Source organism: Streptomyces sp. Rer75 (assembly GCF_013414305.1).
GTDB lineage: Bacteria > Actinomycetota > Actinomycetes > Streptomycetales > Streptomycetaceae > Streptomyces > Streptomyces himastatinicus.
Genome location: NZ_CP058693.1, coordinates 5,814,512 through 5,836,546, shown reverse-complemented (window position 1 = coordinate 5,836,546; position 22,035 = coordinate 5,814,512). Strand labels below are relative to the sequence as shown.

Sequence of the window (22,035 nt, the reverse complement as noted above, 5' to 3'; positions counted from 1 at the left end):
CCGTGTCCGTCACTTGGGCGTGACCACCTTGTAGTTGGCGGGCACCTGGGCGTCGGGGCGGCGCAGATAGAGGGGCCGGTCGGGCAGCAGCTGCTCGCCGCGCGCCAGCTTCTCGGCGGCGAGGGAGGCCAGCGCGCCCGCCGACTGGTACTCGGGCATGCCGGCGGGTACGTCCGCGAAGGCGGCGGGGTAGAGCAGGGCGCCCGCGCCGACGGCCGGGAGCCCGGCGACGCCGGGCCGCTCGGTGAGGTCGGCGGGGTGGTCGACGGCGGGCTCGGTGACGCGGGTCCGCGGGTCGTCGTACCGCGCCCAGTACACCTCCTTGCGGCGGGCGTCGGTGGCCACCACGAAGGGGCCGGTGAGCCCGGCCCGCCCGGCGGCGTACGCGATCCCGTCCAGCGTGCACAGCCCGTGCACGGGCACGTTCAGCGCGGCCCCGAAGGTGGCCGCCGTCACCAGTCCGACCCGCAGCCCGGTGTACGGGCCCGGGCCGACGCCGACGACGATGTCCGTCACGTCCCCCAGCTCCACGCCCGCCGTCTCCAGCGTCCGGTGGACGGCGGGCAGCAGCAGCTCGCCGTGGCGCCGGGCATCGACCTCGGCGGTCTCGGCGAGGACTTCGGCGCCGTCGTGGAGGGCGACGGTCACGGCGGGGGTGGCGGTATCAAGCGCGAGCAACAGCACGAGGACAGCCTACGGCGCCGCGGGAGGCGGTCGCGGTGGGCCGGTTGCGGCCGTCCACCGGTGCTACCGTCGGAGGAAGTGCGTACGCGCGGTAAGCACGTACTGACCGCAGGAGAGGGTGGCCACCGTGCCAAGGAGCAGCACCGGGCCCGCCGTGGCCGTTCTGACCGCGGCCGCGCTGGGCGTCGTCGGCTTTCTCGGTTACCAGGCCAAGGCCACCGCACCGGACCACCGCACCCAGGAACGGCGCAGCTCGCAGGCGACGGACTCGAAGGGCAAGACCAAGGACAAGGCGGAGAAGAAGTCCACCGCTCTGCCCAAGGGCTCCGGCACCGGCGTGCGCGTCGTCTACTCCCTCGGCGGCAGCCGGGTCTGGCTGGTCGGCGCCGACGGCAAGGCCACCCGCACCTTCGCGGTGGGCGCCAGCTCGGCGAGCCCCGATCCGGGCACGTACCAGGTCACTTCCCGTAACCCGAGCGGTGTCGGCTCGGACGGGGTGCAGGTGGAGCACATCGTGGTGTTTCACCAGGACGAGGGAGTGACGTTCGGTTTCAGTGCGGCGATGGACGGCGCGATGCCGGACCCGCAGGCGAAGAAGAAGACGGGTGCGGTGCGGGAGTCCCGGGCGGACGGCGCGGCGCTGTGGGAGTTCGCGCAGCCGGGCACGAAGGTCGTCGTGATCGCTTAGTCGCGTCGCCTGGCCGCGTCGTTTGGTCGCGTCGCTTGGCCGCGTCGTTTGGTCGCGTCGCTTGGCCGCGTCGCTTGGCCGCGTCGTTTGGTATCGCGTCGCTCACTCGCGTCGCTTGGCCGTCATCGCTCAGCCGCGATCGCCCGGTCGATCGCTCACAGCGCCGCGGGCTACGCCGCGTCGCGCTCCGGCTCGTCCGCGGGACGCTGCTGTGCCTCCGTCTCGACGGGGGCCTCCGGTGGGGTGGAGACGGCGCTCGCCGCCGCACAGGCCGCCAGCAGATCCCTCATCGACGGTGACCGGCCATCGCGCCGGGGGTCGTCCAGGGCGGTGGGCTCTTGGGCCGACATGGATGCCTCCTGAGGGTCCTGGGGGACAGGAGGTTAGGTACGCCTAACCGCGCTTCCCCTACCATGTGACCACGCCTGATGCCCAGAGCGCAACATCATGCCGACGGCCTGTCGGAAACTCTTCCGGAATCTCCCCACGGCTCACCCCGCGAGCGACGCCAGGTCCTCGTCCGCCCAGCGCGGCCCCACACCCGTCACGGCGACGCCGCGTACGTCGCTCTCCTCCGCCTCCGCCCCCACCGTCCGCTCGATCACCACGTGCAGCCGGTCCTCGGACAGCCCCTCGACCTTGCCCTCGCCCCACTCGACCGCGATCACCGATTCCGGCAGCGAGACGTCCAGGTCGAGGTCCTCCATCTCCTCCAGGCCCCCGCCCAGCCGGTAGGCGTCGACGTGGACCAGCGGAGGGCCGTCGGACAGGGAGGGGTGGACGCGGGCGATCACGAAGGTGGGAGAGGTGACCGCGCCCCGTACGCCCAGGCCCTCGCCCAGGCCCCGGGTCAGCGTGGTCTTGCCCGCGCCCAGCTCCCCGGTGAGGAGCACCAGGTCGCCGGGGCGCAGCAGCTTGGCGAGCCGGCGGCCCAGGTCCCGCATCTGCTCGGGCGAGGTGACGGTCATGCGTGTGGTGCCTACGTCCATACCCGCCGATGGTACGGGCCGGGGCCGCGCCCTGCGTCCGGCCCGGCCCCGGGCCGAACGGCGGCCAGCCCCCGGCCGAACGGCCGCTAGCCCCTGGCCGAACGGCGGCCCGCGCCGTCCCCGGGGACGCCCCCGGCGCCGACCACCTGGGTCAGCAGCTCGGCCAGATGTCCGTTGACCACCTCGGGGTGCTCCAGGATCACCAGGTGGCCGCCGTCCTCCACGATCACCAGCTCCGCGCCGGGCAGCAGCTCCGCGATGGCCTCGCTGTGTTCCATCGGGGTGATCAGGTCCTTGTCCCCGGCCAGCACCAGCACCGGCACGCCGTCGAAGTACGGCAGTGCCTCCGCCTTGTCGTGGGCGATGAACGCCGGATAGAACTCCGCGACCACATCGATCGGCGTCGCCTCGATCAGCCGCTCCGCGAACCGGGCCACTCCCGGGTCCACGTCCTTCGTCCCGAACGAATAGCGCTTGATCAGCCCCGCGAAGAGGTCCGCCGTCGCCCGGCGGCCCCGCTCCACCAGCTCCACCTGCCAGCCGAGCGCCTTGAGCAGCCCCGGCAGCACCCGCCGCACCGCGTTCACGCCGACCACCGGGAGGCCGAAGCTGACCTCGCCGAGCCGTCCCGCCGAGGTGCCGACGAACGCCGCGCCCACCACCCGCTCCCGGATCAGCTCCGGGTACTGGGCGGCCAGCGCCATCATCGTCATGCCGCCCATGGAGTGGCCGACCAGCACCAGCGGGCCCTCGGGCGCGGCCGCGTCGATCACGGCCTTCAGATCGCGGCCCAGCTGGTCGATGCTGACCTGGGTGCCGTTCGTCTGGGCGCAGCCGCGCTGGGAGCGGCCGTGGCAGCGCTGGTCCCAGTAGACGGTGCGGACCACATCGCGCAGCGCGGCCCGCTGGAAGTGCCAGGAGTCCTGGCCGAGGCAGTAGCCGTGGCTGAAGATCACGGTCACCGGGGCCGCGGGCGCCCGCCGGGCGAACCGGCGCTTGCGGCGGGTGGGCGCGACCGGTTCGCGTATCTCCTCGACCTCGTAGTACAGCTCCGTGCCGTCATCGGCGACGGCCCGTCCCGGGGTGCCGCGCAGGGTGCCGTACGGGCCCTCCGCGTCCAGCGCGAGGCGCGCCTTGCGCCGTACGCCGCGGCCGACCGTCAGCCGCTCCAGGGCGACGCCCATCGCCGCGCCCGCCGCGACCACGCCGATCGCGGCTCCCGCGAATCCGGCGCCCCGGCGCCAGCCCACGGCTGTGGCCCCCGCCACGACCTTCGTCGCCGTTTCCACCGTGCTCTCGTCGCCCATGGTCAGATCCCTGTGCCCCCGAGGTCACCTACATAAACGCGGGGAACCCGGGCGCTGATCCGGGTGACGATCTCGTACGCGATCGACCCCACGGCCCGCGCCCAGTCCTCCGCGGTCGGCTCCCCGTGGTCGCCGGGGCCGAACAGCACCGCCTCGTCCCCCGGCTCCGCGCTGTCGCCGCCGAGGTCGACCACGAACTGGTCCATGGCCACGGTGCCCGCGATGGTCCGCCACTTGCCCGCGACCAGCACCGGGCCGGTGCCCGAGGCGTGCCGCGGAATCCCGTCACCGTAGCCGAGTGGCACCAGCGCGAGGGTGGTCTCGCCGGGGGTGACGTAGCGGTGCCCGTACGAGACGCCGTGCCCGCCCGGCACCCGCTTCACCGCGGCCAGCGAGGCCTTCAGCGTCATCACCGGGCGCAGCCCGAAGTCGGCGGGCACGCCCAGCTCCGGGCTGGGCGAGATCCCGTACAGGGCGATCCCGGTACGTACCAGGTCGAAGTGCGACTCGGGCACGGTCAGGGTCGCCGGGGAGTTCGCCAGATGCCGCACCTCCGGCCGCAGCCCCGCCCGTTCCGCCTGGTCCACCATCTCGCGGAAGACGGCCAGCTGGGCGGCGATCGACGGGTGGCCCGGCTCGTCCGCGCACGCGAAGTGCGACCACAGCCCGGTCACCTTGACCGTGCCCTCCGCCTCCGCGGCCAGGGCCTCGGCGACCAGGTCCGGCCAGTCGGCGGGCGGGCAGCCGTTGCGGCCGAGCCCGGTGTCGGCCTTGAGCTGGACGCGCGCGGTGCGCCCGCACGCGCGGGCCGCCGCGACGGCCTCGCGCAGCGCCCACGCCCCGCTGGCCGAGACGTCGATGTCCGCCTCGATCGCCTGCCGCCACGGCCCGCCCGGCGTCCACAGCCAGCACATCAGCCGCCCCCGGTCGCCCGCCGCGCGCAGCGCGAGCGCCTCCTCGGGCGTGGCCGTGCCCAGCCAGCCCGCGCCCGCCGCGCGGGCGGCGCGCGCGCACGGGACCGCGCCGTGGCCATAGCCGTCCGACTTGACCACGGCCATCAGCTCGGCGGTGGGCGCCGCTTCACGCAGCGCCCGAACGTTGTCCCGCAGGGCGGTCAGATCGACCACGGCGCGGGCGCGCATCGGTGTCTCGTCCATCTCCGTCAGTGTCTCAGGCCGATCGGTGGACCGGAGGATGTACCGGAATGCGCGCTTCCGGAATGTGTGCTTCCAAGCGCGGAGTGCCCTCCGTTCGGGAGACTGTGGCCATGAGGATCGCCTACAGCGTCGAGACCGTACGAGCCGCTGAACAGGACCTGATGGCGCGGCTGCCCGAAGGAACACTGATGCAGCGCGCGGCAGCCGGACTCGCCGCCGCCTGCGCCGACCTGCTCCACCGGGTCTACGGGGCCCGGATCGCCCTGCTGGCCGGCAGCGGCGACAACGGGGGCGACGCGCTCTACGCGGGCGCCCGGCTCGCCCGGCGCGGCGCCGGTGTCACCGCCGTCCTGCTCGCCCCCGACCGCGCCCACCCCGGGGGCTTGCGCGCCCTGCGCGCGGCGGGCGGACGCGCGGTGACCGCCGCCGAGGGCGAACGCGCCCTCATGCACGCCGACCTCGTCCTCGACGGCATCGTCGGCATCGGCGGCAAGGGCGGCCTGCGGGAGGAAGCCGAGCGGCTCACCCGGCTCGTCCGCGGCACCGTCGTCGCCGTCGACCTCCCCAGCGGGGTCGACGCCGACACCGGCGAGGTCCGGGGCGCGGCGGTGCGCGCCGACGCCACCGTCACCTTCGGTACGTACAAGCCCGGGCTGCTCATCGACCCCGCCCACGAGCACGCGGGCGCCCTCCGCCTGGTCGACATCGGCCTAGGGGCGTATCTCCCCTCCGTTCCTGATGCGGAAGCCCTCCAGCACGAGGACGTCGCCGCCCTCCTCCCCCGCCCCACCGCCGAGAGCGACAAGTACCGGCGCGGCGTCGTCGGCGTCGTCGCGGGCTCCGCCCGCTACCCGGGCGCCGCCGTCCTCGCCGTCGCGGGCGCCCTGCGCGGCGGCGCCGGTGCCGTACGGTACGTCGGCCCCGGCGCCGACACCGTCATCGCCCGCTTCCCCGAAACCCTCGTCCACACCGGGCCCCCGGCCAAGGCGGGCCGCGTCCAGTCCTGGGTCGTCGGCCCCGGCCTCGGCGACGGCGCCGCCGCCCGGCACTCCCTGGACGACGTCCTCGGCTCCGACATCCCCGTCCTCGTCGACGCCGACGGCCTCCACCTCCTCCCTTCCGGCGGCCTCCACGGGCGCGCCGCGGCCACCGTCCTCACCCCGCACGCGGGCGAGGCGGCCGCGCTGCTCGGGACGAGCCGCGAGGAGGTCGAGTCCGGGCGGCTCGCCGCCGTACGGGCCCTGGCCGACAAGTACGGCGCCACCGTGCTGCTCAAGGGCTCCACCACCCTGGTCGCCTCCCCCGGGCACCCGGTCCGCGTCAACCCCACCGGCACCGCCTGGCTCGCCACCGCGGGCAGCGGCGACGTCCTCTCCGGCCTCACCGGCTCCCTCCTCGCCACCGGCCTCCCCGCCCGCGACGCCGCCTCGGTCGGCGCGTACCTCCACGGCCTGGCCGCCCGCCGCACCACCGCCCCGGCGGGCGCCCCGATCGCGGCGTACGACGTGGCGGCCGCGGTGCCGGAGGCGTGGCGGGACGTGCTGGGCTGACCGGTGGGCGCCGGGGGTGCCGGGTGCGGGGTGGGTGCCGGGTGCGGGTGCGTGGGTGGGGCGCCGGGGTTCGGTGGTGGGTGCGGGTGCGGGGCCTCCGGGGCGGGGCCCTGGACCGTATATTTTTGGCGCCGCTGACGTAGAGCGTGTGGTGAACGATGAATTGGCGCCACAAATACACGTCAGCGTCCAGGGCCCCACCCCTGCGACCCCGCCCCCTCCCGCCTCGTCGGCGGCCCCCCACCGGTGGCCGGTGACCCCGTACGGCTCCAGTCCGCCCGGGGGCGAGCGGCTGGGCGGGGGCGGGTCCGACCCCGCCCCCTCCCGCCTCGTCGGCGGCCCCCCACCGGTGGCCGGTGACCCCGTACGGCTCCAGCCCGCCCGGTGGCGAGCGGCTTGGCGGGGGTGGGCCCGACCCCGCCCCCTCCCGCCTCGTCGGCGGCCCCCCACCGGTGGCCGGTGACCCCGTACGGCTCCAGCCCGCCCGGTGGCGAGCGGCTTGGCGGGGGTGGGCCCGACCCCGCCCCCTCCCGCCTCGTCGGCGGCCCCCCACCGCTGACCCTGATCCCGGTCCCGTCCTGGCCCGGGCAGGTGGCGGGCGCCGGTCGGGAGTGGGAACGACCTCGCCCACTCCCGTCGTACGGCGGTCGCCGGGCCACGATAATGCGGCGCCCTCGTCCCCCGACCGCCCTACTCTGACGCCATGACGCCCCTGGCCTTCGACCGCTACCGCACCGAAATCCTCCACCAGACCGCCCTGTTGAGGGCCTACCTGCCACAGGTGGATGTGGCATCCCCGGTGCCGACCTGCCCGGCCTGGAACCTGGGCCAGCTCGTACGCCACCTCAGCGGCGCCCATGGGTGGGCCGAGACGGTCGTACGGACCCGGGCGACCGAGGCCGTGTCGGACGACCCGGTGAACGACGTCCCCCGCCGCACCGGCGAGGACCCCGCCACCCTGAGCGCCCAACTCGGCGAAGGCGCCGGGCGCCTGGCCGACGCCCTGCGCGACGCCGGGCCCGACACGGCGATGTGGACTCCGGGCCCCGGCGGAACGGCGATGTTCTGGGCGCGCCGGATGACCCACGAGACGGTGGTCCACCGGGCGGACGCCGCCCTGGCGGTCGGCGCGGAGTTCAGCGTGGCCGAGGACGTCGCCCTGGACGCCCTGGACGAGTGGCTGACGTACAGCACCCTGCCCGAGGCCCACGAGGGCACCCCCGCCCTGCTCGGCCCCGGCCGCACCGTCCATCTGCACGCCACCGACACCGGCTCCGACCGGCTGGTCGACCTCACCGGCGACGCCCCCGTCCTGCACCACACCGCCCAACAGGCCGCCGTCGAACTCCGGGGCACCCTGACGGACCTGCTCCTGCTCGTCTACCGGCGGCCCGCCCCCAGCGTGAAGGTCACAGGCGACACGGCGCTGCTCGACCTGTGGCTGACGCGGGCGGGTTTCTGGCTTCAGTGACGCCGGTCAGCTCAGATCGAGAACCATCACGTCATGCAGGTCGGCGCCCTCCCACGGGTGCGCCTCGCCCACCTTGCGGTACCCCCACGACCGGTAGGCCGCCTGCGCGGCCTCGACATCGGGCCGGGCATTGAGCAGGACGCGCTCCTCCGCGCTGTCGGCAAGGACCGCCTCATGCAGCCGACGAGCCACGCCCAAGCGGCGCCACGGCGCACGCACAGCCAGCTCCATCAGCCCGAACGTCCGGTGCCCGTCCTCGCGGCGCAGCTCGTCGGTCACCGGTGTGATGAGCCGGTCCCACCAGCCGGTCCGGGGGCTGAGCGGATAGCCATAGGCGATGCCGACCGGCTCACCGTCGCCCGTGCGGGCGAGGGCTCCCCGGAAGGTGGCCTTACGGACCTGCGAGCGGAACCGCCGGAAGTTGGCCTCGACCGAGCCCGACTCCTTGTCATACGGGGGCTCCGCGAACGCCTCGGCGTAGACCAGAGTGAAGGCATCCTCGGCCCGCCCCGCCGCCGCGCCGTCCATACACTCAACAGTGATCATCGTCGGCCACCCTCTCCCGTCGCCTCGTGGATACGGTCGATCACTTCACGTGCAGCCGGGGCATCGACGCTTACGGCAGCTCGCTCAAAGGCCCATAAACGGCGCCGCAGCCTCGCCGAAGACACACCACCGCAAGCGTCGAGCACGCCCGTCATCTCGTGGCACGCCTCCTCGACCTCGCTCGTGCGGAGCAGCGTCTGCGCGAGACGAGCCCGGTACCAAGCAGTGTTGCGGGTGTAGCCGCCGCCGAGTCCGGAGACCGCAGAGCGCAGGAAGGGAACGGCTCGCGCGGGCTGGCCCTCCGTTGTGTAGTAGGCCGCCGTCGCATAATCCACCTCGACGGGACCGGCGAACCGCGCCCACCTCGGCACGTCTGTGTCGGATTCCGTACGCCCCTGGTAGGACACGGCGCGGCTCAGCGCACGACGCGCACCGGACAGATCCCCCGCCTGCCCCGCCGCGCTGGCCTCGCGCAGCGAGATTGACGTTCGATTCCCTCGCACGCCATCCGCCCGCAGTGAGCTGGTAGTTGGTCCCGGAGATGCCCCACAGCCGTGGAGTCCGGACCCTGAGTACCGCGTAGTCCCCTCGGGCCAGGTGGGGCACTGCTCGACGGACATACGGGCGTGTGGCTCGCACAAGGGCGGCTGCTCCGTCAGCGAGCCCTCCGGCCAGGTCGGCGGGTCCCAGGGTCTGCGCCAGTTGATGAACAGCCAGCCGTCCTTGTCACGGCTTGCTGGGTTCCCGCAGATCTGGCATTTCATGGCGTACATGCAGATCCGCTGCCGAGCGATGTGCATGCTGTCGTAGATCGGTCTGCCCGTGCCGGGGGAGTGGGTCATCCGGGCCCATAAGACCCCTGCGGTATCGCGATCGGTCGGGCGGGGCGCCTGGTAGCCGAGTCGCGGCCCGGGCGTGAGCTGGACGGTCAGGTCGGATTCCGGGCCGAGGCGTTCGCCGCTCCACGCGGTGACGAACGGAACGACGGTCGGCCGGATGATGGGCGGGGGCATCAGGAGTCGGCCTTGGCGCGTAGCTCGGCCCAGACGGTCTTGCCCCAGGCGCGGTGTTCGGTGTCCCAGCGGTCGGCCAACGCGTCGACGAGCAGCAGCCCGCGGCCACACTCCTCATTGCTGTCCGGGGCCTGAGCGATGGGCGGCTGGAGGCATTTGTCCGTGACGGCGAGACGTACGCGGTCCCGATCGGGCAGCCGGACGCTGACGCGTAGAAGGCGGCATCCGCTGTGCCGGACGGAGTTGCCGACCAGTTCGGAGATGATCAGCGTCCCGTCCTCGATCAGGTTGCCGAGGTCCCACGTGCTCAGGGCTGCGCGGACGAGCCGGCGAGCGCGGCTCGCGGACTCCGGCTCGCACGGCATGGTTTCGCTGTAGCCGGGGGTGCCGATGGCGTTGGGTCTCGTGATGGTCATGGACGGGGTCTTTCTTCCGGGGCGGTGGACCGCCAGCCCGGCGGCTCTGTCGTCTGGCCTGTGGCTGGCGAATCGCCATCACGGCCGCATCCTGTGATGGCTCGCGCCGGTTCTTGATGCTGACAACGTCAAGGGAACCGCTCCGAGCGGATGCGCTCCACTGCATCAATGCGGCAGTGGTGACGCAGAAGCGTGCACGGTATGCACACGTCGAGTGGCGGTCTGCGGAGCGGGGAAGGGGAGCCCCATGGGGTTAGCTGAGCGGCGGAAAGCGCTGGGGTACAGCCAGGAGGCGCTTCCGCACGTCGTCGGTGTCGACCGCACAACGGTCAGCCGTTGGGAGAGCGGGAGAACTGAGATCCAGCCTCAGCTGCGTCCGCAGTACGCAGCGGCCCTGCAACTCGACCTTGCCGAACTGGACGCCTTGGTTACCAAACCCCAAGCCACATTCCAGGAGCCCGTAGTGTCGTCTTCAGTCGACCACCACGGCTCGGGGGATACCGACGACATGATTCGACGCGAGTTCCTACGCGCACTTGCTGTTGCCGGGGCACTGGCCGGTCTGCCGACCGAGGAGTCGGAGGCCCTCGCGGAAGGGGTGCACCGTCGAGGTTCCGGCGACTTCATCCGCATGAACGGCCACTTGTGGCAGGTGTATCAGCTCGCACGCGCCAAAGGGGCCGTCTACCCCATCGTCTCCGACCAGCTCGCTGCCCTCGCCAAGGCGCTGGACGGGCGCTCGGACAAGGAGGGGCAAGCTCTGTGTGGCGCTGCGGCGGACCTCTTCCAGCTTGCGGGCGAGCTGGCCTTCGATGGCAACCGGTATACCGACGCAGCAGCTTCGTACACGCTCGCTGCGTCAGCCAGTGAAGAGACGGGGGCGTTCGATCTCTGGGCTTGCGCACTCGTCCGGCATGCCTACGTCGACGTGTACGAGCATCGATACCGGGAGGCCGCTGACATCTTGTCGGTCGCTGAGCGCGTTGCCCGACGAGGGGACAGTGCCCTGTCGACCCGACATTGGGTCGCTGCCGTACAAGCCGAGGCGTTCGCGGGACTCGGTGACCTGAACAGGTGCGAACGTGCCCTTGAGCTGGCCGAGAACGTCATGCACGTGACCGAACCGGCGCAGAGCGGGGGTTGGCTGCGTTTTGATGGCTCCCGACTCGCGGAGGAGCGGGGTGCTCGGTATGTGCAGCTCGACCGGCTCGATCTTGCCGAGCAGGTGCTCCAGGCGCCCTGGAAAAGGGCGCCCTGGCGGAGGGGCAGTCCTTACGGCGACGTGGAGCCGTACTCGCAAACCTGGCCTCCATCGGCGTCAAGCGCAAGGATCCGGAGCAGATCGTCGTTTACGCCCGCGAGGCGCTTCACCTGGCGCGGGAATCTTCCTCCGGTTATGTCGCTCGTAGGCTCCAGGACCTGCGTACGGGCTTCGGCCCCCTCGCCCGCGATGTGCGCGTTGCCGAGGTGGACGCCGAGATCAAGGCACTGAACGCTAACTGACGAAAGGGGCAGGGATGTCGCAGACCGAGGGTGCGCGGCTGTTTCGGGAGGCGTGGATCACGGGGGTGCGGCGGCACTTTCCCGGGGAGCCCAAGCCGGGCTATGTGACGCCCTGGGAGGACACCCCGGAGTGGGAACGGGCGGCTGCCGGGGCGGTGTATGCGCAGGTGCGGCATTTCCTTGAGGTGAGCGAGGGGCACGCGGCGCGCCTTACGCGGGAGCAGAAGGGGCGCTTCGTCGCTACGTGCTGGACCGCGCAGATGTACCGGCACTTCGAGGACCCCAAGCCCGGCTACGTCGCCGACTGGCCCGATCTCCCCGACTGGCAGCAGGAGACGGACGCGGACATCTTCGAGGCGATCGAGAAGGACGTCAGCTGACGCCCGTCACCGCGCGCGACGGTGGGAGGGGGCGAGGCCGCATCCCACGCCTGCCCGCCGCCCGCCACAGGGCGGACCGGGGCCACCGGCGGGGAGCCGCAGACGAGGCGGGAGGGGGCGGGGTCGCAGGGGTGGAGTCCTGGACGTTCCGTATATTTGTGGCGCCTACTCCCGGCCCACCCCACGCTCTTCGGCGGTGGCGCCAAAAATATACGAGTCCAGGGCCCTGCCCCGGAGGCCCCGCACCCGCACCCACCACGCACCCCAGGCGCACCCACCCCGCACCTCACGCCTCCGCGATCACCACCGCCGACGCGACCCCCGCGTCGTGGCTCAGCGAGACGTGCCACGACCGTACGCCCAGCTCAGCGGCCCGCGCCGCCACCGTGCCGTGCACCGACAGGCGAGGGCGGCCGCCGGGCTCGGTCCATACCGAGGCGTCCGTCCAGCGCAGGCCGCCCGGGGCACCCAGGGCCTTGGCGACCGCCTCCTTGGCGGCGAAGCGGGCGGCCAGGGACGCGGGGCCGCGGCGTTCGCCGCTCGGGAGCCACAGCTCGGCCTCGGTGAACAGGCGCGACGCCATGCCGGGCGTACGGTCCAACGCAGCGGCGAAGCGGTCGATCTCCGCCACGTCGATGCCTACGCCGACGATCACTCGACGGTGACCGACTTGGCCAGGTTGCGCGGCTGGTCGACCTCGTTGCCGCGGGCCGTGGCCAGCTCGCAGGCGAAGACCTGGAGCGGCACGGTGGCCACCAGCGGCTGGAGGAGGGTCGGGGTGACGGGGATCTCGATGAGGTGGTCGGCGTACGGGGCGACCGCCTCGTCGCCCCGCTCGGCGATCACGATGGTGCGGGCACCCCGCGCCCGGATCTCCTGGATGTTGGAGACGATCTTGTCGTGCAACACCGACCGCCCGCGCGGCGACGGGACGACCACGACGACCGGCACGTCCTGCTCGATCAGCGCGATCGGCCCGTGCTTCAGCTCGCCCGCCGCGAAGCCCTCGGCGTGCATGTACGCCAGTTCCTTGAGCTTGAGCGCGCCCTCCAGGGCGACCGGGAAGCCGACGTGGCGGCCCAGGAAGAGGACGGTGTTCTTCTCCGCCAGGCTGCGGGCCAGCTCCCGCACGGGCTCCATGGTCTCCAGGACCTCGTCCACCTGGGTGGCGATCTCGGACAGCTCGCGGATCACGGAGAGGATCTCGTCGCCCCACTTGGTGCCGCGTACCTGACCCAAATACAGAGCCACCAGGTAGCAGGCGACGAGCTGGGTGAGGAACGCCTTGGTGGAGGCGACGGCGACCTCGGGCCCGGCGTGGGTGTACAGGACGGCGTCGGACTCGCGCGGAATCGTGGAGCCGTTGGTGTTGCAGATGGCGAGCACCTTGGCGCCCTGCTCACGGGCGTGCCGCAGCGCCATGAGGGTGTCCATGGTCTCGCCGGACTGCGAGATGGCGATCACCAGCGTCCGCTGGTCGAGGATCGGGTCCCGGTAGCGGAACTCGCTGGCCAGCTCCGTTTCGCAGGGGATGCGGGTCCAGTGCTCGATGGCGTACTTGGCGATCATCCCGGCGTGGTACGCCGTACCGCACGCCACGATGACGACCTTGCTGACCTCGCGCAGCACGGAGGCGGGGATGCGGACCTCGTCCAGGCAGAGGTTGCCGGCCAGGTCGATGCGGCCGAGGAGGGTGTCGGCGACCGCCTTCGGCTGCTCGGCGATCTCCTTGAGCATGAAGTAGTCGTAGCCGCCCTTCTCGGCGGCGGAGGCGTCCCAGTCCACGTGGTACGGGCGGACCTCGGCCGGGGCGCCGTCGAAGTCGGTGACGACGACGCCGTCGCGGCGGGCCTCGACGACCTGGTCCTGGCCCAGTTCGATGGCCTCGCGGGTGTGGGCGATGAACGCGGCCACGTCGGAGGCGAGGAACGCCTCGTCCTCGCCGACGCCGACGACCAGCGGCGAGTTGCGGCGCGCGCCGACCACCACGTCGGGCGCGTCGGCGTGCACGGCGACGAGGGTGAAGGCGCCCTCCAGCCGGCGGCACACCTGGCGCATGGACTCGGCGAGGTCGCCGCAGGAGGAGAAGGACTCGGCGAGCAGGTGCGCGACGACCTCGGTGTCCGTCTCGGAGGCCAGCTCGTGGCCGCGGTCGGCCAGCTCGGCGCGCAGGGCGGCGAAGTTCTCGATGATGCCGTTGTGGACGACGGACACCCGGCCCGCGTTGTCCAGGTGCGGATGGGCGTTGGCGTCGGTCGGTCCGCCGTGGGTGGCCCAGCGGGTGTGGCCGATGCCGGTGCCGCCACTGGGCAGCGGCCGGTCGGACAGCTCCTTCTCCAGGTTGGCGAGCTTGCCCGCCTTCTTGGCGGCGGCGAGCCCGCCGTCGGCCAGGACGGCGACTCCGGCCGAGTCATAGCCGCGGTACTCCAGCCGCTTGAGCCCGGCGAGGACGACATCGAGGGCGGACTGCCCTCCCACGTAACCAACGATTCCGCACATGCAGTGCAGCGTACGACCCACCGGTCCGGGGGCCGACCACCGCCCGCGCGTCGACCCGCGCTTTCCGGCCCCGTCCGGGCCCGGTTCCGCCCCCGTTCCGGCCTCATTTCGGGCATGAGGGCGGGCATGACGCGGGTGCGGGCACCCGGCCGGGGTGACCGAGCCCACGCCCCCGGCCCGTCCCTCCGGCGGGCCCAGCCACGACAATGAAGGGATGATCACGTCTACCGCGCGCGAGGCGCGCACCGGCCCCGTGCGCGCCGCGCACCGGCGGGGCGGCGAGGCGACGCCGTATGTGGACCTGTCCCGCGCCGAGTGGAGTGCGCTGCGGGACAAGACGCCGCTGCCGCTCAGTGCCGAGGAGGTCGAGCGGCTGCGCGGGCTCGGCGACGTCATCGACCTGGACGAGGTACGGGACGTCTATCTGCCACTGTCCCGGCTGCTCAACCTGTACGTGGCCGCCACCGGCAGCCTGCGCGGCGCGCTGAACACCTTCCTCGGCGACGCCAAGAACGGCCAGGGCCCCCAGACCGGCACCCCGTTCGTCATCGGCGTGGCGGGCAGCGTCGCGGTCGGCAAGTCGACCACGGCCCGGCTGCTCCAGGCGCTGCTGGCCCGCTGGCCCGAGCATCCGCGGGTGGAGCTGGTCACCACCGACGGCTTCCTGTACCCCAACGCCGAGCTGCACCGGCGCGGGCTGATGTCCCGCAAGGGGTTCCCCGAGTCGTACGACCGCCGCGCCCTGACCCGGTTCGTCGCCGACGTGAAGGCGGGCCGGGCGGAGGTCTCGGCCCCGGTCTACTCGCACCTGATCTACGACATCGTGCCGGGCGAGCGGCTGACCGTGCACCGGCCCGACATCCTCATCGTCGAGGGGCTGAACGTGCTCCAGCCCGCCCTGCCCGGCAAGGACGGGCTGACCCGGGTCGGGCTCGCGGACTTCTTCGACTTCAGCGTCTACGTGGACGCCCGTACCTCGGACATCGAGCGCTGGTACCTCGACCGCTTCCGGAAGCTGCGCCAGACGGCCTTCCAGGACCCCTCCTCGTACTTCCGCAAGTACACCCAGGTCTCCGAGGAGGAGGCGCTCGACTACGGCCGCATGATCTGGCGGACCATCAACAAGCCGAACCTCCAGCAGAATGTGCAGCCCACGCGGGGGCGCGCGACACTCGTGCTCCGCAAGGGCCCGGACCACAAGGTGCAGCGGCTCTCCCTGCGCAAGCTCTAAGGAGTTCGTGTCGTGCTGCATCTGCGGCTGATCGTCCCGGCCGACCGTACGGACGCGGTGGTGCGCCTCCTGGAGGACACCGTCGGCACCACCCACCTCATCGTCATGCCCGGCGCCGCCCGCGAACCGGCCGGGGACGTGGTGCTGTGCGACGTGGCGCGCGAGGCGGGCGACGGCCTGCTGGGCGAGCTGCGGGCGCTCGGTCTGGACGAGCACGGTTCGATCGCCGTCGACGACATCGGCCTGTCGCTGTCGAAGCGGGCCGACCGGGCGGAGGCGGAGGCTCCGGGCGAGGGTGCGGACGCGGTGCTCTGGGAGCACCTGACGGACGCCACCCACGAGGAGTCCACCCTGTCGGTGACCTTCCTCGCGTTCCTCACCATCGCGACGATGATCGCGGCGTGCGGTGTGGTGCTGGACAACGCGGTCCTGATCGTCGGCGCGATGGCCGTCGGGCCGGAGTTCGGCCCGCTGGCCGGGCTGTGCACCGCCCTCGTCCGGCGGGCCCCGCGGCTGGCCGCCCGCTCGGCGCTGGCGCTGATCGTCGGGTTCGTGGTGGCGATGGTGCTGACGACGGGCTTCAGCGTGCTGATGGACGCCTTCGGGCTGTTCAGCCGGGATCTGCTGGACGCGGACCGGCCGAACACGGACTTCATCTGGAAGCCGGACATGTTCTCGTTCGTGGTCGCCGTGCTGGCGGGCATCGCGGGGACGCTGTCGCTGACGTCGGCGAAGTCGGGGGCGCTGGTGGGGGTGGCGATCTCGGTGACGACGGTGCCGGCGGCGGCCAATGCGGCGGTGGCGCTCGGGTACGGGGACGTCGAGCAGATGGTGGGGTCGAGTGAGCAGCTGCTGCTGAATCTGGCGGGGATCGTGGTGGCGGGGACGCTGACGCTGCTGGTGCAGCGGTGGCTGTGGGCGCGCCGGGGGTGATCCCGTTCGGGGGCTCCGCCCCCGCGCCCCTGCCGGGGCTCCGCCCCCGGACCCGTTCGGGGGCTCCGCCCCCGGACCCCCGCTCCTCAATCGCCGGAGGGGCTCGGGGTGGCGCATCTGAGCTGGATTTCCAGCCCTTCCGGCGATTGAGGAGGGTCAGGCCCTAGCCCAGGGCCGACTTCACGGCGTCGGCCAGGCGGCCCGCGACCGAGCGGGCCTGGTCGATGTCGGCGGCCTCGACCATGACGCGGACCAGGGGCTCCGTGCCCGAGGGGCGGAGCAGGACGCGGCCCGTCTCGCCCAGCTCGCGCTCGGCCTCGGAGACGGCGGCGGCCAGGTCGGCGCTGCTGGCGACGCGGGACTTGTCGACGTCGGGGACGTTGATCAGCACCTGCGGCAGGCGCTCCATCACCCCGGCGAGGTCGGCCAGGGTGCGGCCGGTCGCGGCGACGCGGGCGGCCAGGAGGAGGCCGGTGAGGGTGCCGTCGCCGGTGGTGGCGTGGTCGAGGGCGATGACGTGGCCGGACTGTTCGCCGCCGAGGGCGTAGCCGTGCTCCTTCATCTCCTCCAGGACGTAGCGGTCGCCGACCGCCGTCTGGACCAGCTCGACGCCCTCGCGCTGCATGGCGAGCTTGAAGCCGAGGTTCGACATGACGGTGCCGACGACGGTGTTCCCGCGCAGCGTGCCCGCCTCGCGCATGGCGAGGGCGAGGACGGCGAGGATCTGGTCGCCGTCGACCTCGCGGCCGACGGAGTCCACGGCCAGGCAGCGGTCGGCGTCGCCGTCGTGGGCGACGCCGAGGTGGGCGCCGTGCTCGACGACGGCGGCCTGGAGCCGCGCCAGGTGGGTGGAGCCGCAGCCGGCGTTGATGTTGAGGCCGTCCGGCTCGGCGCCGATCGTCACGACCTCGGCCCCGGCGCGGGCGAACGCCTCCGGGGAGACCCGGGAGGCGGCGCCGTGGGCGCCGTCGATGACGACCTTGAGGCCGTCGAGGCGGTTGGGGAGGGCGCCGACGAGGTGGGCGACGTAGTTGTCGAAGCCCTCCGCGTAGTCCCGCACCCGGCCGACCCCGGCGCCGGTGGGCCGGTCCCACGGCTCGCCGGAGGCGTGCGCGCGGCAGGTGGTCTCGATGCGGTCCTCCAGCTCGTCGGCGAGTTTGTGGCCGCCGCGGGCGAAGAACTTGATGCCGTTGTCGGGCATCGGGTTGTGGCTGGCGGAGAGCATCACGCCGAGGTCCGCGTCGAGCGCGCCGGTCAGATGGGCGACGGCAGGCGTCGGCAGGACACCCACCCGCAGCACGTCCACGCCCGCGCTGGCGAGCCCCGCCACCACGGCGGCCTCCAGGAACTCCCCGGACGCGCGCGGGTCCCGCCCGACCACCGCCACCGGCCGATGGCCCTCGAAGGTTCCCACCTCGGCGAGCACGTGCGCCGCCGCGACCGACAGGCCGAGCGCCATCTCAGCCGTCAGATCGGCGTTCGCGACGCCGCGCACACCATCCGTACCGAAGAGTCGTCCCACTGGTGTCCTCCGAGATTACGAGCTGTGGGGGCAGAAGCTTGCGTGGAGATTGATTGACGCTTGCCTGTAGGTATACGCCCCCTGGTGGCGATAGCCGAACGCCCCGGAGGCACGGGTGGTGCCGCCGGGGCGTGTCGACGAGCGGCGGAAGCCGCCGAACCGCGTGGTGAAGCGGATTAACGCTTGCTGTACTGCGGCGCCTTACGGGCCTTCTTCAGACCGGACTTCTTGCGCTCGGTGGCGCGGTCGTCGCGGGTCAGGAAGCCGGCCTTCTTGAGCGGGCCGCGGTTGTTGTCCACGTCCGCCTCGTTCAGCGCACGGGCGATGCCCAGGCGCAGCGCACCGGCCTGGCCGGAGACGCCACCACCCGCGATGCGGGCGACGACGTCGTAGCGGTCGTCCAGCTCGAGCACCTTGAAGGGCTCGTTGACTTCCTGCTGGTGCACCTTGTTGGGGAAGTACTCCTCAAGGGTGCGACCGTTGATCTTCCACTGGCCGCTGCCCGGCACGATGCGGACACGGGCCACGGCATTCTTGCGGCGCCCGGTGCCGGCGGCCGGCTGCGGGTCCCCGAAACGCGAGGCGAGCGACTCGGAGGTGTACTCCGACTCGATCGTCTCCACGCTCTCGGTGGTGTACTCCTCGACATCGAGGGGGGTCTCGGCGGTGGTCTCGGCCACGATGCTCCTCAGCTTCTCTTCGTCTTAGGGGGTGGCCGGACTTACTGCGCGACCTGGGTGATCTCGAACGGGACCGGCTGCTGAGCAGCGTGCGGGTGCTGGTCGCCCGAGTACACCTTCAGCTTCGAGAGCATCTGACGGCCCAGGGTGTTCTTCGGGAGCATGCCCTTGATGGCCTTCTCGACGGCCTTCTCCGGGTTCTTGTCCAGCAGCTCGTCGTAGCGGACGGAGCGCAGACCACCGGGGTAGCCCGAGTGGCGGTACGCCATCTTCTGGGTCCGCTTGTTGCCGGAGAGGTGCACCTTGTCGGCGTTGATGATGACAACGAAGTCACCCGCGTCGACATGCGGCGCGTACACCGGCTTGTGCTTCCCCCGGAGGAGGGTGGCGGCCTGGGTAGCCAGACGGCCGAGGACAACGTCGGTGGCGTCGATGACGTGCCACTGACGCTGCACGTCGCCGGGCTTGGGGCTGTACGTACGCACGGTCGTAGCCTTCGCTTCTTCAGTGAGTGTGGTCCTGACAAGGCCACCCGGACGATCACGACAGCCCTGGCCGCACCTCGGTGACGCATTCCGAGTGCCTGCCGCTGGTCATCGGCCCGGTGAACCGGCGTAACGGCCACTCACGTGAGAACGAGCAAGCCAATACGCATAACGAACTGGCAGAATACCGGCCCGCACCCGCGGGGGTCAAAACGCCTCCCCCGGCCGTCACCCGGTCCCTGGCGGGTCCCTAGTGTCACCTGCCGGGATGAGGGGGTGCCTCGTGGATCAGGCCGGATCAGCGAGCGGCGTCTGGCGCGTGCAGCCGCAAGGCGGAGGAGGAGAGCGCAGCGGCGCTGCGGGCGACGACGACAACGCAGCGGATGTGCGTGCCAGGCGTCGGGAGCCCGGCATGATCCATGAGGCACCCCCTAAGATGCGCGCCATGAGCTTTGGGCAAGGGGGGCCGTACGGGCCCGGGGGATCTCAGCCGCCTCAGTCGTCTCGGCCGTCGACGCCGGACTGGGCCGCTATGGCAGATCACACCGCCGCGCGCGGCCGTCGCCGCCGATGGCTCTTCATCGGGGGCGCGGTGCTCGCGACGGCGGCCGTCGGGGCGATGGTGGCCACCGCGGTGGTCAGCAGCAACGACAAGGACGGCTCCTCGGACGACTCGGCGAACCACCTGCCCTCGCAGCCGACGCTGCCGCGCGAGTCGGAGTCGCCCGAGCCGTCGTTCTCCAATGTCGCTCCCCCGGCGCCGCCCAAGCCGCTGGACATCATCTCCGACGCGAAGCGGGACAAGGCGCCGCTGAGCGCCAGGACGCTCTTCCCCGACGAGGAGGCCGCGAAGGAGGGCCGCTCGTACGCGAAGGCGGCGACCGCCTCCACGGCGAGCTGCGCCGCGGGCACGCAGGGCGCCCTGGGGTCGGTGCTCAGCGGCAACGGGTGCCGCAAGCTGCTGCGTGCCACCTTCTCCAGGGACGGCGTGGCGGTCACCATCGGCGTCGCCGTCTTCGACGGCCGGGCGGGCGCGGAGAAGGCGAAGGACGGGTACAAGCCGAACGTGGCGTCGCTGTCGGGCGGCGGGGTTCCGTCGTTCTGCCGCCAGACCGCGTGCCGCACCTCGGCCAACGCGATCGGGCGGTACGCGTACTTCACGATCTCCGGCTACACCTCGGGGAAGACGGTGACCACGGCGGACACCAAGGCGCTCCAGGCCGGGCGCGACATGGCCGACTACACCTTCCGCCGCATCCTGGCGCGCGGCAACGCGCAGGCGTCTGCGGCCGCCGGATCCAACGGCTGACGGCGCGCCCGCGGGGCCGTCCGGGGGGTTCCGGGGCGGAGCCGGTGGGTTTCCGGTCGGCGTGAAGCTGAGCGCCCAGGCCGGGGCGGTGATCGCCAAGACCGGGGCGGACGGCCACCTCACGATCAAAATGATTTGGGAGCGCGATCCCGACCGACCCGCCGCGGAGGACGAGGGCGCGGACGAGGACGGGTGACGGGCGCCTCGCCGAGGGGCGCGTCCTCCGGCGGGATCACCGCCGTCGGCTCCGTCACCGGCTCCTTCTCCTCCCGGCGGTCCAGCTGGCTGCGGTAGATCGTCACGCCCCCCATGACCAGCGCCGCACTCAGCACCCCGATGACGCCCGGCCCCAGCAGCCCCGAGTCCCCGCCGGTCTCCACGGCCATCACCAGGACCGCCACCGGGGCCCGCACCACCGGCCCGAGGCAGGCGGCCATGCCCACGATCACGAACATCGCCGGGCTCTGCGGCGCCAGCCCGAGCGGTTCGGCCAGCCGCCACACCGCGGCCCCGACGCCCGCGCCGATCACGAAGCCGGGGCCGAAGATGCCGCCCGAGGCGCCCGAGCCCACGGTGAGCGCGGTGCCGACGATCTTCGCGAGGGGCACCAGCAGCACGGCCCAGAGGGAGAGGCCGAGCAGCACGTCCCGTTCCATCTCGCCCTCCATCAGCCCGTACCCCGTGCCCAGGACCCCCGGGACGAGCAGGCCGAGGCAGCCGACCGCGAGGCCCCCGGCGACGGGGAACAGCAGCTTGCGGAGGGTCGTACGGGAGCGCGGCTCCACCCGGTCGTGGACCCAGTAGAACGCCGCCGCGTACAGCCGCCCCGCGCCCCCGGCCAGCAGTCCGATCACCACCAGCAGCGGCAGGTCTCCCAGCCCGATGGCCCCGCTCACCGCGTGCTCGCCGAAGACCGGGCCGAAGCCGAAGCAGAGGCCGAACGCCGCGTACCCGGCGGCGGAGGCGAGGAGCGCCTTGGGGACGACGCTCACGTCGGCGTCCTTGCGGTACAGCAGCTCCGCGCCGAGCAGCGCCCCGCCCAGCGGCGCCCGGAACACCGCCCCGACCCCGGCCGCCAGGCCGATCACCACCGCGGTACGGGCCTGGGCGGGGGTCAGCCGGGCCCGGCGGGCGAAGACGGAGCCGAAGGCGGCGGAGATCTGGGCGGCCGGTCCCTCCGTACCGGCGGAACCGCCGGAGCCGATGGTGAGCGCGGAGGCGACCATCTTCACGATCGTCACCCGGCCGCGCATGCCCAGCGGCGCGTGGTGCGCGGCGGCGATGGCCGCGTCGGTGCCGTGCCCGCCCGCCTCGGGGGCCAGCCAGCGCACCAGGGCCGCGGCGGCGAGGGCGCCCCCGGCGACCACGAGCGGCACCGCCCAGGGGCGCTCGAAGGAGGACGCGACGTCGAAGCCGCCTTCGACCGTCGTGCGGTACGGGTGGTAGCCGCCGAGTTCCCCGAGCACCCAGTGGGTGCCGAGCTTCAGCAGGCCGAACAGGCCCGCCGCACCCAACCCCGCGACCGCGCCGATGCCGATCGCGAGCAGCGCCCATCGGGCCATGGTGTCCCCGCCGGGTTCGTCGCCCGGAAGCCATTTCTTCCACCCGGACCCGCCATATCGTAGGCTTGGCACTGGAGCTCCCTCGGGCCGGTATGCACCCTCTTCACTTC

General features: G+C 72.7%; 20 protein-coding genes and 1 pseudogene. 8 read left to right on the top strand and 13 right to left on the bottom strand.

Annotation, left to right across the window (positions count from 1 at the left end; genetic code table 11):
- Positions 1-9 precede the first annotated feature (9 nt).
- Positions 10-684 (bottom strand): tRNA (adenosine(37)-N6)-threonylcarbamoyltransferase complex dimerization subunit type 1 TsaB, encoded by a 675-nt coding sequence (gene tsaB, locus HYQ63_RS25130; protein ID WP_179936068.1) that lies wholly within the window; start codon positions 682-684, stop codon positions 10-12.
- 127 nt (positions 685-811) lie between these two features.
- Between tsaB and HYQ63_RS25125 the strand changes: the two genes are divergently transcribed.
- Positions 812-1,372: a L,D-transpeptidase gene (locus HYQ63_RS25125; RefSeq protein ID WP_179936066.1), complete on the top strand. Its 561-nt coding sequence runs from the start codon at positions 812-814 to the stop codon at positions 1,370-1,372.
- A gap of 170 nt (positions 1,373-1,542) precedes the next feature.
- Here the strand turns inward: HYQ63_RS25125 and HYQ63_RS25120 are convergent, their stop codons facing one another.
- The 4 genes from HYQ63_RS25120 to alr form a co-directional block, all read right to left on the bottom strand.
- A complete protein-coding gene (locus HYQ63_RS25120) occupies positions 1,543-1,722 on the bottom strand; it encodes a hypothetical protein (RefSeq protein ID WP_179936064.1) in 180 nt (59 codons plus the stop codon).
- A 141-nt stretch (positions 1,723-1,863) separates the two neighbouring features.
- A complete protein-coding gene (gene tsaE, locus HYQ63_RS25115; protein ID WP_123099191.1) occupies positions 1,864-2,361 on the bottom strand; it encodes a tRNA (adenosine(37)-N6)-threonylcarbamoyltransferase complex ATPase subunit type 1 TsaE in 498 nt (165 codons plus the stop codon).
- An 86-nt stretch (positions 2,362-2,447) separates the two neighbouring features.
- Positions 2,448-3,668: an alpha/beta fold hydrolase gene (locus HYQ63_RS25110; protein WP_179936062.1), complete on the bottom strand. Its 1,221-nt coding sequence runs from the start codon at positions 3,666-3,668 to the stop codon at positions 2,448-2,450.
- Between the two features lie 2 nt (positions 3,669-3,670).
- Positions 3,671-4,825 carry an alanine racemase gene (alr, locus tag HYQ63_RS25105; RefSeq protein WP_179936060.1) on the bottom strand — a complete coding sequence of 385 codons (1,155 nt, stop codon included), beginning with the start codon at positions 4,823-4,825 and terminating at the stop codon, positions 3,671-3,673.
- A 110-nt stretch (positions 4,826-4,935) separates the two neighbouring features.
- On the opposite strand from alr, the gene HYQ63_RS25100 reads away from it, so the two are divergent.
- Positions 4,936-6,375 carry an NAD(P)H-hydrate dehydratase gene (locus HYQ63_RS25100; RefSeq protein ID WP_179936058.1) on the top strand — a complete coding sequence of 480 codons (1,440 nt, stop codon included), beginning with the start codon at positions 4,936-4,938 and terminating at the stop codon, positions 6,373-6,375.
- A gap of 703 nt (positions 6,376-7,078) precedes the next feature.
- Positions 7,079-7,846 (top strand): maleylpyruvate isomerase family mycothiol-dependent enzyme, encoded by a 768-nt coding sequence (locus HYQ63_RS25095; protein WP_179936056.1) that lies wholly within the window; start codon positions 7,079-7,081, stop codon positions 7,844-7,846.
- Positions 7,847-7,852: 6 nt separating this feature from the next.
- On the opposite strand, the gene HYQ63_RS25090 is transcribed toward HYQ63_RS25095, so the two are convergent.
- The gene (locus HYQ63_RS25090) at positions 7,853-8,392 is read right to left on the bottom strand and encodes an N-acetyltransferase (RefSeq protein WP_257232082.1); all 540 of its coding nucleotides are present in this window, start codon (positions 8,390-8,392) and stop codon (positions 7,853-7,855) included.
- A 1,012-nt stretch (positions 8,393-9,404) separates the two neighbouring features.
- A complete protein-coding gene (locus tag HYQ63_RS25085; protein WP_179936054.1) occupies positions 9,405-9,821 on the bottom strand; it encodes an ATP-binding protein in 417 nt (138 codons plus the stop codon).
- Between the two features lie 247 nt (positions 9,822-10,068).
- On the opposite strand from HYQ63_RS25085, the pseudogene HYQ63_RS25080 reads away from it, so the two are divergent.
- Positions 10,069-11,324: pseudogene (locus HYQ63_RS25080) on the top strand (helix-turn-helix transcriptional regulator).
- A 14-nt stretch (positions 11,325-11,338) separates the two neighbouring features.
- The gene (locus HYQ63_RS25075) at positions 11,339-11,704 is read left to right on the top strand and encodes a hypothetical protein (RefSeq protein ID WP_179936052.1); all 366 of its coding nucleotides are present in this window, start codon (positions 11,339-11,341) and stop codon (positions 11,702-11,704) included.
- A 286-nt stretch (positions 11,705-11,990) separates the two neighbouring features.
- Here HYQ63_RS25075 and HYQ63_RS25070 read toward each other — a convergent pair whose 3' ends face one another.
- Positions 11,991-12,359 (bottom strand): holo-ACP synthase, encoded by a 369-nt coding sequence (locus tag HYQ63_RS25070; protein WP_179936050.1) that lies wholly within the window; start codon positions 12,357-12,359, stop codon positions 11,991-11,993.
- Positions 12,356-14,203 (bottom strand): glutamine--fructose-6-phosphate transaminase (isomerizing), encoded by a 1,848-nt coding sequence (gene glmS / locus HYQ63_RS25065; protein ID WP_179936048.1) that lies wholly within the window; start codon positions 14,201-14,203, stop codon positions 12,356-12,358. The genes HYQ63_RS25070 and glmS overlap by 4 nt, the downstream gene beginning before the upstream one ends.
- Positions 14,204-14,417: 214 nt before the next feature.
- On the opposite strand from glmS, the gene coaA reads away from it, so the two are divergent.
- A complete protein-coding gene (gene coaA / locus HYQ63_RS25060) occupies positions 14,418-15,434 on the top strand; it encodes a type I pantothenate kinase (protein ID WP_179936047.1) in 1,017 nt (338 codons plus the stop codon).
- 12 nt (positions 15,435-15,446) lie between these two features.
- On the top strand, positions 15,447-16,367 hold the full coding sequence (locus tag HYQ63_RS25055) for a DUF389 domain-containing protein (RefSeq protein WP_179936045.1): 921 nt from the start codon (positions 15,447-15,449) through the stop codon (positions 16,365-16,367).
- Between the two features lie 163 nt (positions 16,368-16,530).
- Here HYQ63_RS25055 and glmM read toward each other — a convergent pair whose 3' ends face one another.
- The 3 genes from glmM to rplM form a co-directional block, all read right to left on the bottom strand.
- Positions 16,531-17,889: a phosphoglucosamine mutase gene (gene glmM / locus HYQ63_RS25050; protein WP_179936043.1), complete on the bottom strand. Its 1,359-nt coding sequence runs from the start codon at positions 17,887-17,889 to the stop codon at positions 16,531-16,533.
- Between the two features lie 176 nt (positions 17,890-18,065).
- Positions 18,066-18,569 (bottom strand): 30S ribosomal protein S9, encoded by a 504-nt coding sequence (rpsI, locus tag HYQ63_RS25045; RefSeq protein ID WP_123106512.1) that lies wholly within the window; start codon positions 18,567-18,569, stop codon positions 18,066-18,068.
- 41 nt (positions 18,570-18,610) lie between these two features.
- The gene (rplM, locus tag HYQ63_RS25040) at positions 18,611-19,054 is read right to left on the bottom strand and encodes a 50S ribosomal protein L13 (RefSeq protein WP_123106513.1); all 444 of its coding nucleotides are present in this window, start codon (positions 19,052-19,054) and stop codon (positions 18,611-18,613) included.
- Between the two features lie 445 nt (positions 19,055-19,499).
- On the opposite strand from rplM, the gene HYQ63_RS25035 reads away from it, so the two are divergent.
- Positions 19,500-20,363 carry a hypothetical protein gene (locus tag HYQ63_RS25035; RefSeq protein WP_179936041.1) on the top strand — a complete coding sequence of 288 codons (864 nt, stop codon included), beginning with the start codon at positions 19,500-19,502 and terminating at the stop codon, positions 20,361-20,363.
- Between the two features lie 125 nt (positions 20,364-20,488).
- Here the strand turns inward: HYQ63_RS25035 and HYQ63_RS25030 are convergent, their stop codons facing one another.
- Positions 20,489-21,925 (bottom strand): chloride channel protein, encoded by a 1,437-nt coding sequence (locus HYQ63_RS25030; protein ID WP_179936040.1) that lies wholly within the window; start codon positions 21,923-21,925, stop codon positions 20,489-20,491.
- Between the last annotated feature and the right edge of the window lie 110 nt (positions 21,926-22,035).

Coding starts and splice junctions, on each gene's coding strand:
- HYQ63_RS25120 (WP_179936064.1), bottom strand. CDS start 1,722: ATGTCGGCCCAAGAGCCCACCGCCCTGGACGACCCCCGGCGCGATGGC.
- tsaE (WP_123099191.1), bottom strand. CDS start 2,361: ATGGACGTAGGCACCACACGCATGACCGTCACCTCGCCCGAGCAGATG.
- HYQ63_RS25110 (WP_179936062.1), bottom strand. CDS start 3,668: ATGGGCGACGAGAGCACGGTGGAAACGGCGACGAAGGTCGTGGCGGGG.
- alr (WP_179936060.1), bottom strand. CDS start 4,825: ATGGACGAGACACCGATGCGCGCCCGCGCCGTGGTCGATCTGACCGCC.
- HYQ63_RS25100 (WP_179936058.1), top strand. CDS start 4,936: ATGAGGATCGCCTACAGCGTCGAGACCGTACGAGCCGCTGAACAGGAC.
- HYQ63_RS25095 (WP_179936056.1), top strand. CDS start 7,079: ATGACGCCCCTGGCCTTCGACCGCTACCGCACCGAAATCCTCCACCAG.
- HYQ63_RS25090 (WP_257232082.1), bottom strand. CDS start 8,392: ATGATCACTGTTGAGTGTATGGACGGCGCGGCGGCGGGGCGGGCCGAG.
- HYQ63_RS25085 (WP_179936054.1), bottom strand. CDS start 9,821: ATGACCATCACGAGACCCAACGCCATCGGCACCCCCGGCTACAGCGAA.
- HYQ63_RS25075 (WP_179936052.1), top strand. CDS start 11,339: ATGTCGCAGACCGAGGGTGCGCGGCTGTTTCGGGAGGCGTGGATCACG.
- glmS (WP_179936048.1), bottom strand. CDS start 14,203: ATGTGCGGAATCGTTGGTTACGTGGGAGGGCAGTCCGCCCTCGATGTC.
- coaA (WP_179936047.1), top strand. CDS start 14,418: ATGATCACGTCTACCGCGCGCGAGGCGCGCACCGGCCCCGTGCGCGCC.
- HYQ63_RS25035 (WP_179936041.1), top strand. CDS start 19,500: ATGAGCTTTGGGCAAGGGGGGCCGTACGGGCCCGGGGGATCTCAGCCG.
- HYQ63_RS25030 (WP_179936040.1), bottom strand. CDS start 21,925: ATGGCCCGATGGGCGCTGCTCGCGATCGGCATCGGCGCGGTCGCGGGG.